This is a genomic window from Camelimonas sp. FR25 (assembly GCF_059740505.1).
This window is the reverse complement of record NZ_JCAWFG010000091.1, coordinates 45919-58054: the sequence shown is the minus strand read 5'-3', so window position 1 is coordinate 58054 and position 12136 is coordinate 45919. Positions and strand designations below refer to the sequence as shown.

At 66.5% G+C, this 12136-nt stretch carries 10 protein-coding genes and 1 pseudogene; 2 read left to right on the top strand and 9 right to left on the bottom strand.

Annotated elements, in window-relative coordinates; genetic code table 11:
* Positions 1–8 precede the first annotated feature (8 nt).
* From AC6A67_RS13020 to AC6A67_RS13000, 5 genes are all read right to left on the bottom strand, one after another.
* Complete coding sequence (locus AC6A67_RS13020; protein ID WP_132002207.1) at positions 9–236, bottom strand: F0F1 ATP synthase subunit C; 228 nt, start codon at positions 234–236, stop codon at positions 9–11.
* A 36-nt stretch (positions 237–272) separates the two neighbouring features.
* Positions 273–1022: a F0F1 ATP synthase subunit A gene (locus AC6A67_RS13015; protein WP_498036977.1), complete on the bottom strand. Its 750-nt coding sequence runs from the start codon at positions 1020–1022 to the stop codon at positions 273–275.
* Positions 1023–1166: 144 nt separating this feature from the next.
* Positions 1167–1478 carry an AtpZ/AtpI family protein gene (locus AC6A67_RS13010; protein WP_498036976.1) on the bottom strand — a complete coding sequence of 104 codons (312 nt, stop codon included), beginning with the start codon at positions 1476–1478 and terminating at the stop codon, positions 1167–1169.
* Between the two features lie 573 nt (positions 1479–2051).
* Positions 2052–2693, bottom strand: coding sequence for a DsbA family protein (locus AC6A67_RS13005; RefSeq protein ID WP_498036975.1), 642 nt, complete (start codon positions 2691–2693; stop codon positions 2052–2054).
* A gap of 366 nt (positions 2694–3059) precedes the next feature.
* Positions 3060–3566, bottom strand: coding sequence for a DUF721 domain-containing protein (locus tag AC6A67_RS13000; protein WP_498036974.1), 507 nt, complete (start codon positions 3564–3566; stop codon positions 3060–3062).
* A gap of 695 nt (positions 3567–4261) precedes the next feature.
* Between AC6A67_RS13000 and mutY the strand changes: the two genes are divergently transcribed.
* A complete protein-coding gene (mutY, locus tag AC6A67_RS12995; RefSeq protein WP_498037076.1) occupies positions 4262–5362 on the top strand; it encodes an A/G-specific adenine glycosylase in 1101 nt (366 codons plus the stop codon).
* Between the two features lie 151 nt (positions 5363–5513).
* On the opposite strand, the gene AC6A67_RS12990 is transcribed toward mutY, so the two are convergent.
* The 3 genes and pseudogenes from AC6A67_RS12990 to AC6A67_RS12980 form a co-directional block, all read right to left on the bottom strand.
* Positions 5514–6740 carry a site-specific DNA-methyltransferase gene (locus AC6A67_RS12990; protein ID WP_498036973.1) on the bottom strand — a complete coding sequence of 409 codons (1227 nt, stop codon included), beginning with the start codon at positions 6738–6740 and terminating at the stop codon, positions 5514–5516.
* A gap of 200 nt (positions 6741–6940) precedes the next feature.
* A complete protein-coding gene (rnhB, locus tag AC6A67_RS12985) occupies positions 6941–7669 on the bottom strand; it encodes a ribonuclease HII (protein WP_498036972.1) in 729 nt (242 codons plus the stop codon).
* A gap of 421 nt (positions 7670–8090) precedes the next feature.
* Positions 8091–9239, bottom strand: a pseudogene (locus tag AC6A67_RS12980) (PA0069 family radical SAM protein); the annotation flags it as partial.
* A gap of 424 nt (positions 9240–9663) precedes the next feature.
* Here AC6A67_RS12980 and ypfJ point away from each other — a divergent pair.
* A complete protein-coding gene (gene ypfJ, locus AC6A67_RS12975; protein WP_498036971.1) occupies positions 9664–10554 on the top strand; it encodes a KPN_02809 family neutral zinc metallopeptidase in 891 nt (296 codons plus the stop codon).
* Positions 10555–10709: 155 nt separating this feature from the next.
* Here ypfJ and AC6A67_RS12970 read toward each other — a convergent pair whose 3' ends face one another.
* A complete protein-coding gene (locus AC6A67_RS12970; protein WP_498036970.1) occupies positions 10710–11774 on the bottom strand; it encodes a uracil-DNA glycosylase in 1065 nt (354 codons plus the stop codon).
* Between the last annotated feature and the right edge of the window lie 362 nt (positions 11775–12136).

Here is a 12136-nt window from a genome sequence, read left to right as displayed (position 1 = left end):
ACGCTGTATCAGACAGCGAACAGCAGCAGCAGCGCGATCAGCAGCGAGAAGATGCCCAGAGCTTCAGTCAGGGCGAAGCCGAGGAGCAGGGTGCCCTGCTGGCCAGCGGCAGCCGACGGGTTGCGCAGGGCGCCCGAGAGGAACTGGCCGAACAGGTTGCCGAGGGCGAGAGCAGCGCCCGCCATGCCGAAGCAAGCGAGACCAGCGCCGATGTACTTAGCTGCAACGGGATCCATTTGAAAACTCCTGGTCGATAAAGTTGGAAGCAGTGATCAATGATGGCCCGGATGGAGCGCATCGTTGAGGTAGATCGTTGTCAGGGTGGCAAACACATAGGCCTGCAGCACCGCGACAAGGAACTCGAGAGCGGTCAGGGCGACCGACAGCGCCAGCGGCAGCGGCGACAGCACGGCCCAGGCGCCAGCTGCGAGCAGCGAAGCGATAAAGCCGGCGAAGATCTTCATGGCGATATGGCCGGCGAGCATGTTGGCGAACAGACGCACAGACAGGCTGATCGGACGCGACACGAAGGAGACGATTTCAACGGCGACCAGCAGCGGCAGCAGCCAGCCCGGTACGCCCGACGGCACGAACAGGCGCAGGAAGCCAAGGCCGTGACGATAGAAACCGTAGAGAATGACAACCGAGATGACCATGGCGGCAAGCGCGAAGGTCACGATCAGGTGGCTGGTGACGGTGAACGAGTAGGGCATCATGCCCATGAGGTTCAGCGTCAGCACGAACATGAACAGCGAGAACACAAACGGCAGGAACTTCATGCCCTCGGTGCCGGCGCTGTTGCGCACCGTCGTCGCCACAAATTCGTACAAGGTCTCAACCAGAGACTGCAGACGACCAGGCACAACCGCCGCGCGGGCAATGCCGCCGATCATCAGAATAGAAATCAGGGCGACGGCGACCCACATATAGATCGCGGAGTTCGTCACCGAGATTTCATGACCGCCGGCGGTGCCAAGCGTCACGATGTTTTTGATCTGGAACTGATGGATCGGATCAGCCATGGCCCGTCAGGTCCCTTTCCTGTCGCCTCGCAACGCCCCGAAACGCCGGATGTGGCGAACGGTCCGTTCATATTATCAATCGATCAGCGCTGGTTAGCCCAATTGGACCCCTTTCGCCAGACCGTACGGTTGACGCAAGCCGATTTATTTCGCGCCGCGGTCGCTATGTTCCGACTGCGGCGTCAACTGGCCGGTTGCGCGCATAACATTGTAGATGCCGGTGAGAAAGCCCAGCATCAGAAAAACGATCATGCCCCAGGGGGACGAGCCGGCGACATGGTCGATTGACCAGCCGATGAGCCCACCTGCGCCGACGCCAGCGATAAACTCCGCTGACAGCCGGAACGCCCGGCCCAGCGCCGAAGGTCCGCCTGGCGCCCGTCGCGCCGCCTCGGCTTCGACCTTTTTGGCCTCCGCCGCATGCACCGCGTCGAGTTTGGAGCTCAGGCGCTGCATGCGCTGCGCAAGCTCCGTGTCAGGCTGCCCAGTGCCGCTGCGCCCATTGTGGGGCGCGCCGCCGGTCGCTGTGTCCTGTGTGTCGCCGTTGCTCATGGAGAAGCCGCTCACTGTCCGCAAGGCCTGAGTCCAGATTTCCCCATAAGCCGGCGGCACCATAATTTTTGCACTTTGTGGTGTCAAGGCGAGGGTTATTTGGTTAAGGCTTTGTAAAACAAGCTGGTTTTTGTGTTTTGGGGCGCATTGCCGCCGTCATGCCCTGGATCTGCCTGCGACTCTTTTGCGTCAGCGCCTGGGCGATGCTGCGCCCAGATGCGACGCGCTAATGCCGGTAAGGGCTTTGGCCCGTGCATGCAGACGGCCTTGCATCGCGCCGATTCTCTGCGCCGACTGGTCTTGCTCAGGTTAAAATCTGGTTACCAACGTGCTGCTCCCTGGCCGCAGGCGGCCTCACGGCTGGCACGCGGCTGTAGTCGTCAGCGCTGCCTGGGACCGCTGCGTTCGGTGAGTTGCTGCAAGCATAAAAAAGCTGGCCCTCGCGGGCCGGCCGGGAATCAATCACGCCTCGGCGGCTTACTCGCCAAGCAGCGGCTTGATCGCCTTGTCCAGATCCTCAAGCGACAGGGCGCCGCGCTGCAATTTGCCATTGATAAAGAATGACGGGGTCGAATTGACGCCGAGCTTGGCGCCGCGATCGCGCACCGCGTTCACCGCTTCGAGCAGCTTCTGGTCCTTGAGGCAGGTCTCGACCTTCTCCTTGGTGAAGCCGGCCTGCTTGAGCAGGTCGATCAGCCCATCCAGCGGCTTCTGCGAGAACACCCAGTCCTTCTGGCGGGAGAACAGCAGATCGGTGACCGGATAATATTTGTCGTTGCCCTCACAGCGGGCCAGCATGAAGCCGGCGGCGGCCAGCGGATCGAGCGGGAACTCGCGCAAGGTGAAGCGCACCTTGCCGGTGTCGATGTAGCGCTTCTTGAATTCCGGGAAGGTCTTGTCGTGGAACTCGGCGCAGTGCGAGCAGGTCAGCGAGGCATATTCGATCACATGCACCTTCGCCGCCTTGTCGCCCAGGGTGACGTCGCCGAGCGGGCCGGCCTCGCCGAGGTCCTGGGCGCTGACGGTCTGGGCGAGGCCCGGGGTGATGCCCATGCTGGCCGCAGCGACGAGGGCCCCGCCAAGCGCCATGGTTTCCAGAACGCGACGTCTCGTGATCATGCAATTCTCCTGGCCGGTCGCCCGGCGCCGTGTGAATGGCCGCGCCCTGCGCCGCCCGTCTGCTTTATCTGGCGCGATACCAGCCGATGCTTCCGGCGGAATCGCGGCGAAGCCATGGTTGCCTGAGGGCGCAAATCCGCGCAGGCGGGGTGGGCGACGCGGTTTGTGCTGGCGCGGGTCGTATTGCCGACGCCGCGCAGCCCAGGTCGCCTGACGCCGGACCCATCATAGCGGCAACAGATGCGCCCTATAAGGCGCCTTGATCAACCATCGCGTCGCCACACTCAAGCGTTGGCGGCGTCAGGTTCAGTCGAGGGGGCAAGGCTTCAGAAATGGCGAAAGCCTGCCCAAGTTACGGCGAAAGCCTCAGGATTTCGGGCTGTTGCTGATCACCGCCGCGCCAAAGCGCGTCAGCGCGTCGCGCAGCCGCTCATCGGCGATGCCGGCGGCTGCGGCGCTTGCCCTGGCTTGCGCCTGCGGGTCGGGCGGCGGCGGCGGCTCAGCCAGCTTCGGCTGTGGCACCGGCCCTTGGCGAATGACGATCCTGCCAATGCAGCGCCAGCCGAAATGGGCGTTGATGCGCTCAATGATCACCGGCGTCATGTGCTGCAGCTCAATGGCGAAGGCGCTGCTGGCTCGCACCTCCAGCGTGGCGGGCACGTTCTGCTCGCCGAATTTCGACTGGCGCGGCCAGGAAATCCGCAAGGGGCGGGCAAAACGGGCGAGGCGGGCGCCGACGATATCGTCCCATGCCAGCAGAATGTCGCCAGCAGCGAAGCCCTGCGCGGCCAACGCCTTGTCGATGCATTTGTCGAGAAGCTCGGCGAGCGGCTGCGGACGAAAGCGGCGGGAAGGTTGTCTTGGTTGGCTCATGTGCCGGCGCCCTGCTTGGCCACGCAATGCGGAGGAGCTGCGCGCGGAACGGCGACTGGCGCCGGTTGCGCCGATCGCCGCGAATCAGCTGGCGAGCAGTCCCTGTCGCGTCATAGGTGAAGTGGCGGCGCTTGCCTATCTGCGCCGCAGTCAGGGGCTTGAGGCGCGCTGGCTCGCGCCACGTCACGCATCGGGTTACAACGCCGCAGGCGCGTCAGGCGCCAGCGCGCAATGGGACCGTGGATAATTTGACACCTTCAACCGGCGATTCGCAGCCACCCGGCGCGGTGAGTGCGTCCGAGACGTCAGACGCCGCCAGCACAGCAAAGGTTGACCAGCCGGTCGTGGCCGCGAGGGCCGCCATGGCGGAAGCCGTGGCCGCAGGCGCAGACGCGCCCGCCGGAGCGCCGCGGGGCCGCTCCGCGCGAGTGTTCTCGGCGCGCGGCGGCGGTCGCCGTAGCAAAGCGACGCCTGGCGGCAGGGGGCAGGCGACGCCGCACGCAGACAAACCAAGCCGCGCGCCGCGTGCCGTTGCGACACGCCAGAACGTCTTGGGCGAGCCGGCGACCACGACCGCAGATCCTTCCACGGCCACCCTTGGAAAGCGGCGGGCGGGCAAGGTCGCCAAAGCCATCAAACCCGCAGGCGCCAAGGCGCGCGACGTCTCCGACGCGGCGCTGCAAACCTATGCCGGCATGGGCCAGCCTGCGCCGCAGGCGCTGCTCGCATGGTACGACCGCAACCGGCGCGTGCTGCCCTGGCGCGCCTTGCCGCAGCATCCCAGCGATCCTTACCGGGTGTGGCTGTCGGAGATCATGCTGCAGCAGACCACGGTCGCGGCGGTTCAGCCTTATTACATCCGCTTCCTGCAGCGTTTTCCCACGGTGACGGCGCTGGCGCAGGCGCCGTCTGAAGCGGTGATGCAGGCCTGGGCGGGGCTCGGCTATTACTCGCGCGCCCGTAATCTGCATGCCTGCGCCAAATTGGTCGCCGGGGAGCTTGGCGGCGCCTTCCCGGATACGCTGGAAGGGTTGCAGGCGCTGCCTGGCGTCGGCCCCTATACGGCGGCGGCCATCGGAGCCATCGCCTTCGACCTGCCGGCGGCGGCGGTGGATGGCAATGTCGAGCGGGTGCTGTCGCGTTATTTCCGCATCGCCGAGCCGATGCCCGCCGCCAAGCCGCTGATCCGCGCGCTGGCCCAGGCGCTGGTTCCGGCGCAGCGTCCGGGGGATTTCGCCCAGGCCATCATGGATCTTGGCGCCACCATCTGCACGCCGCGCAACCCCTCATGTCTGCTGTGTCCGTGGCAGGCGGGGTGCGCCGCCAGCGCCCATGGCGACATGGAGCAGTTTCCGCGCAAGGCGGCGAAGAAAGCGACGCCGCAGCGTTTCGGCGCCGCCTTCGTGCTAGCGCGGACCGATGGCGCGGTGCTGCTGCGCACCCGGCCGCCCCAGGGTCTCCTGGGCGGCATGGACGAGCCGCCAGGCAGCCGCTGGCATGAGGCGGAGCTGCTGCCGGAGCCTAGCGTGTTGCTGGCGGAGGCGCCGCTGGCGCTCGACTGGCGGGCCGCGCCTGGGGTGGTGCGCCATGTCTTCACCCATTTCCGGCTGGAGTTGCTGATCTTCGTCGCCGTGGCGCCGCAGCAGACGCCGGCGCCCGATGGCGCGCGCTGGCAGCCGAGACACAGCCTGGCCGACAGCGCCTTGCCCAATGTGATGCGCAAGGCCGTGGCGCACGGGCTGGACTATCTCGACCGCACGGCGCGCCCCCGCGCCAAAAAAATGGGGCAGGCCTGAGCCCGCCCCGAAGGTGCTTCCAGAAACTGTCGGGTGACGTCAGAGCCCGATGAGCTTGACGCATCGGGGGCTGAGCAGGCTCGTGCGGCGCCTGCTTATTTTTCGATGCGGATGCGCCTGCATCGTCGCATCCTCATACGAGATGTATCGCTCAGGCCGCCACGGCCTGGCTCTGGCGGTAGGCGCCGCGCAGGGCGTCGATGTGGATGCGTTTGCCGTCGCGTTCGATCATCCAGTAAGTCCAGCCATTGCACGACGGCAGGCCCTGGGACAGGGCGCCGACCTTGTGAATGGAGCCGACCGCCGGGCCGAGCTGCAGCGTGCCGTCGGCCCGCACCAGCGCCTGGTGGCGCCGCTTCTCGTCCTCCAGCATCTCGCCGGGGGTGATTAGCCCCGCCTCGATCAGCGACAGGAAGGCGACGCGCGGCTCCGAGCGCCGCGCCGGGGCGGTGGCGAAGGCCTGCGGGTCAACCGGGGTGACGGCGTCGACGCGCTTCTGCGCCGCAGCAGCGTAGGCAGGATCGCGCTCGATGCCGATGAAACGGCGGCCCAGCTTTTTGGCCACGGCGGCGCTGGTGCCAGAGCCGAGGAACGGGTCGAGCACCACATCGCCGGGGTTCGACGACGACAGCAACACCCGCGCCAGCAGCGCCTCGGGCTTTTGCGTCGGATGCAGCTTGCGACCCTGCTCGTCCTTCAGCCGTTCATCGCCCGTGCACAAGGGAATGAACCAGTCGGAGCGCATCTGCAGGTCGTCATTGCCGCCCTTCAGCGCCTCATAATGGAAGGTGTAGCGGCTGCCGCGTCCGGGCGTGGCCCAGATCAGCGTCTCATGGGCGTTGGTGAAGCGGCGCCCCCTGAAGTTCGGCATCGGATTGGCCTTGCGCCAGACGATGTCGTTGAGAATCCAGTAGCCGAGATCCTGCAGGATCGCGCCGACGCGGAACACATTATGATAGGAGCCGATGACCCACAGGGCGCCTTCCGGCTTCAGCACGCGGCGGCATTCGCTCAGCCAGGCGCGGGTGAAGGCGTCATAGGCGGCGAAGCTGTCGAATTTGTCCCAGTCATCGTCGACAGCGTCGACATGGCTGTGGTCAGGCCGGGTCAGGGCGCCTTCCAGCTGCAAATTGTATGGCGGGTCGGCGAACACCAGGTCGACGCTCTGCGACGGCAGCCGCTGCAATTGCGCAATGCAATCGCCGACAAGGATGCTGTCGAGCGCCAGATCTGCGCCTGTCGGGCAGGCGCTCGCGGCTCCGCCTTGCGGCGCGCGGCCCTGATGTGAGCCCGGCAGGGCGGCTGACGCTGTCAGCCCGGTACGCACTACCTTGATCCGGGGATTGACGCCAACGATCCTGGCTCGTGAAACTTCCATATCGCCCTGCCGGTTACGCAACTCACAGCCGGCATGGTGAACAGACGGGGTAAAGGCGGGGTTCACGCATTGGGGCGGCTGTCCCGATCCGGCACAGGGCCCGTGAAGTCTCCCGCCACATCCCGGCGGCTTAACCTGGGCGTAACCATAATGCGCATGGGCCCGATGGACGGGGCCGGCCTCATCAAGGGGCGCAGATCTCAGGCGTCGCTGGCGACTTGACGGGCCCGCCGCTGGGCCAGGGCTGCGGCGCAGTCCGGCATGGTCTTCAGGGGCGAAAAGCTCAGCCGGTGCCAGGGCGTCGCGCCCAGCGCGGCGATGGCGGCGCGGTGGGCGGCGCTGCCATAGCCCATGTGCTTGCCGAAGCCATAGCCGGGGCAGAGCTCATCAAGCCGGTGCATCATCCGGTCCCGGGTCATCTTGGCGACGATCGATGCGGCGGCGATGGAGGCGACCAGCGCGTCGCCGCCAATCACCGCTTCTGACGGGCAGGGGATGTCTGGCCGGTCGCGGCCATCGACAAAAACATGTGCGGGCAACTGGGGCAGGGCGAGGATCGCCCGGCGCATGGCGGTGAGCGACGCCTTGCGAATATCGCTGGCGTCGATGTCCGCAGCGGACACGCTGGCGACGCTAACCTGCAGGGCGCGGTCCATGATCGCCGCAAACAGGCGCTCGCGCGCCGCCTTGCCCAGCTTCTTGCTGTCGTTCAGCCCCTCGGGAACGTCGTCCGCGTTGAGGATCACCGCCGCCGCCACCACCGGTCCGGCGAGCGGACCCCGCCCCACCTCATCAACCCCAGCCACCGGCCAGACGCCGCGACCGCGGAGCCGGTGCTCACGGCTGAAATCGGGCCCCTGCGGCGTCAGCTCCAGCAGGGAAGCCTGGGTGAGGACAATCGGGGAATCAGATTTGGGTTTGCGCGCCATGGCCCCTTGGTGGACCTGGCGCTGCCGCTGATCAAGCCGGAGCCCCGCGCGAGGACGGGTTGGCGCGGCGGATTTATGCGCCGACATCCTCTCCCATCACGCCTCGCTTCTGAGGCGCTTCTCGCGCCAAGGCCGCGCTCCTGTCCTTACAACCGATGCCGAGAGGCTGTGGCGCAGCACGCCCTGACGTCGCCACACGCCAGCTGCTTCGGCATCAGCAGCGTCTTACGTAAGCCACGCCCCACCTCGCGCCTCAGGCGCTGGCGGCGCCATTGTCGATAAACGCCAGCCCCGTCAGATCGCGCCTGCGGGGTGGCTGGGCGGCGAGGGGCGCCTGAGCAGCGCGGTATTCCTGGGCGGCGCGCGGCGGCAGGGGGCGCGACGTCTCCTTGCGCGCTGGCGGCAGCGCCGTCTCGCCGCCGAACAGGGACAATTGCCCCTGCGCTTCCGCAGCGTCCGGCGCGCGAAACTGCCCGACATCCAGCTTGAGCCGCAGTTTGTTAAAGCCGATGCGGGCGCTGGCGATCTGGAACCTGCGGCCAATCATCCAGGCATAGGGCCCCGAGCCGATCATCCGCTCGCCCCAGCTGGCGTCATAATCCTTGCCGCCACGTGACTGGCGCATCAGCGACCGGGCGCGGCGAGCCTTGTCCGGCCAGTTGGTCTCCAGCCAGCTCCACATGGCGTCGCGCACCTCATGCGGCAGGCGTAGCATCACATAGCCCGCTTCCCGTGCGCCATGGGCGTGCGCGGCTTCGAGAATCCGCTCGATCTCATCGTCATTCACCGCCGGAATGATCGGGGCCACCATCACCGAGGTCGGAATGCCGGCGTCGACCAGCTGGCGTATGGCCTGCAGCCGGCGGGTGGGCGTGGCGGCGCGCGGCTCCATCGACCGGGCCAGCGCCGCATCAAGCGTGGTGACCGACAGCGCGACCTTGACCAAATTCTTCCTGGCCATCCGCGCCAGAATGTCGATGTCGCGCGTCACCATGGCGGATTTGGTGACAATGCCGACCGGATGGTTGAAGCGCTCCAGCACCTCCAGCACGCTGCGGGTAATGCCATAACGCTTTTCCACCGGCTGATAGGGGTCGGTGTTGGTGCCCATGGCGATGACGCGCGGCACATAGTTCTTCGCCGACAGCTCCTTCTCCAGCAATTGCGGAGCGTCGGGCTTGGCGAACAGCTTCGTCTCAAAATCCAGCCCAGGCGACAGGCCCATATAGGCGTGGCTTGGCCGAGCGAAACAATAAACGCAGCCGTGCTCGCAGCCGCGATAGGGATTGATCGAGCGGTCAAAGGAGATGTCGGGCGAGGTGTTGCGCGTGATGATGCTGCGCGGCTTCTCCACCGTCACTTCGGTGCGGAACGGCGGCAGCTCTTCGAGCGAGTTCCAGCCGTCGTCCACATCCTCCCGCGTGTAACGTTCGAACCGTCCGCCAGGATTAATGACGACGCCGCGCCCACGCCGCCGCTCCGCCGCCACCTGCTGCTGGGCCCGCCACGGCGCGTCGCCGGCCGTTACGGTGGTCCCATCGACATGCTGCAATGGCTTTGCGCGTCCCATGGTCTGCCTCCGCGGTCGCCCCGTGTGATGACTGGAATGGCCCGCCGAATCTATGGCGCACCGGGCATAATTCATACAAGAACAAAAAGGGAACAAATGCAAGTTGCCCCACAGAATCAGTGCGATTTCGGCGATGGGCGGGGGCGAGATGATGCGGCGCCTGCTGCGTTCTGGCTGGGTTATGGGCTGCGGCGCCAAAGCATCAGGGGCGATGCCCCCGAGGCCAATCCGGCGGAGGCGCCGCCCCAGGCAAACGCGGCCAAGGCCCAGCTTCACCCAGGGGCCCGGTTCGACCCACGCGCGGGGCGATGCGTCGCCGCTGGTGGAACCGATCGCGATCACGGGAATTCACATTCCAACGAATTCACATAAACAATGCGGACTACGCTGAGAGTTTGCAGCGTTACGCTGCCAGGGGACGCCAATGCGGTGGGATGATTTCCGGACGTCGAGCAATGTGGATGACCGGCGCGGTCAGGGCGGGGGCATGATTCCCGGCGGCCGCGGTGGGCTGGGGCTCGGCACGATCGTGGTTCTGGGCATTGTTGGCTGGGCGCTTGGCATCGATCCGCGCCTGCTGATCTCGGGGGCTGAGATTCTCTCCGGTGGCCAGCAATATGAGCAGCAGGCCCCGAGCCAGCCGGGGCGCGCCGCAGGCCCGCCGCAGGACCAGACCGGGCGCTTCGCCGCGGCGGTGCTCGGCAATACTGAGGATGTGTGGAAGGTCGAGCTGCCGAAGCAGGTCAATGTGCGCTACCAGGAGCCGCGCATGGTGCTGTTCTCCGGCGCCACCCGTTCCGGCTGTGGTTCAGCGCAATCGGCCATGGGGCCGTTCTATTGCCCGCTCGATCGCACCATCTACATCGACCTGTCGTTTTTCCAGGAGATGCGCCAGCGCTTCAAGGTCAATGGCGAATTCGCCTATGCCTATGTACTGGCCCACGAGGTCGGCCATCACATTCAGAACCTGCTCGGCCTGCTCGACAAGGTCGAGGGCGCCAAGCGCGGCATGTCGCGGGCCGAAGGCAACGCCATGTCCGTGCGGGTGGAGCTGATGTCTGACTGCCTCGCCGGCGTCTGGGCCAATCATAGCAACCAGCGCTTCAACACCATTGAGGAAGGCGACGTCGAGCAGGCGATGAACGCTGCGTCAGCCATCGGCGACGACCGCCTGCAAAAGCAGTCTCAGGGCTATGTGATTCCGGACAGCTTCACCCATGGCACCTCGGCCCAGCGTGTGCGCTGGTTCATGACCGGGCTAAAGACCGGCCAGGTCAACGCCTGCAACACTTTTGGTCGCGACGTTCAGCTGTAACGGGCGGGCGTGAGCGACGTGACTCGACTCTGGCCTCGACGCTGTAAGGGCGTCGGATGCGCTTGGACCTTGGTCTTGCAACGCGTGGATGCCCGCGACGGGCGCGGGCATGACGGACGCGGGTATTAAGGGCGTGGTTGAGGTGGTTGCGGTGGTTAGCGGTCAGGCGCGACGGCGTCGAGCGCAGCCTTGATGGCGCGAAAGTCGCGCCACGCGAGGCGCTTTTGCAGCGGCGAACGCAGGAGATAGGCCGGGTGCAATGTCGCCATGGCCTGGATTTGCCGCTCGCCCACCGTGTAATGCTGCCAGCGGCCACGGATACGCAGCACGCCCTCGCGCACGCCGAGCAGCGCCTGGGCGGCGGGGCCGCCAAGGCAGACCAGCACATCCGGGTTCACCAGTTCGATCTGCCGTTCAATGAATGGCCGGCAGATGGCGGATTCCTGCGGCGTCGGCGTGCGATTGCCCGGTGGACGCCATGGCACGGTGTTGGCGATGAACACACTGCTGCGATCAAGGCCAATCGCCGCCAGCATGCGATCGAGCAATTGTCCGGAACGGCCGACAAAGGGCTTGCCGATACGGTCTTCCTCAGCGCCTGGCGCCTCGCCGACCAGCATGATGCGGGCGTCGGGCGCGCCGTCGGCGAACACCAATTGCCGCGCCGTGCGCTTCAGGGCGCAGCCGTCAAACTGCTGCATCGCCGCCTGTAATTCATCGAGGCTGTTGGCGGCCCGGGCAAGGGCGCCGGCCTGCATCGCGATCTCTTCGGCCGCGCTGGCCAGATCAGCTGCCTGGCCCGCCATGCCGCCTGCGGCGGCGCGGTTAGCTGCAGCGGCAGGCGGGTCGCCCGCCGCACGGCGCGCCGTCTGGGGGCTCGCGGGCGCGCCCGGCGCTGGCGCGAAGCGGCCGTCGTCATCATCGCGCCGCGGACCGTCGCCGGAGGCAAGCGCATGTGAGCCAGAACGGGCCACGGCGCCGTCGTCGGCGCCACGCGCAGCCCCCGTGCTGTCGGCGCCACGCCGTGCGGCGGCGCCTGCCGCCCAGGCTGGCGTGAAGCGCGGCGCGGGCTGCTGCGCCTCAGCGAAGCGGTCGTGCGGGGTCTCGTCGAGCACCCAGTCCGCGCCCGATTCCATCTGGAACGCCAGCAGCGCTTCCAGCTCATAAAGGTCAAAGGTCGGCGGGCAGGCGGCGTCAGCGCCCGTCTGGTCGGCGGTCATTGCGCAAGCTTACGCGAGGCTGGCGTTACAGGCGAGGGCCAGGCGAAAAAGCCAGCAGCAAGGCCCGCTCCAAGGCCAGCTGAATACGGCTCGCCAGCACAGCCTCGCCCGGCGGCAAAGGGCGGGCGCTTCAGGCCGCAGGGGCGGCGCATAAGGGTCGGCTGAATTGACGCAGCTCCACGACGCTGCGTGACATTGATCCACATCAGTTCTTGTGAGACTGCCTCGAATGGTTCAAAAGTGAACAATATATGGTCGCTTGCCGTGGCTGTCCGCAGGCTGTGTGACGCGGTCGCCGCATGGGTAGCCCCATCCCGTCGTGCGCCAGCCGGTCGGGCGGGGCCGCGTCCGATGTGAGTCTC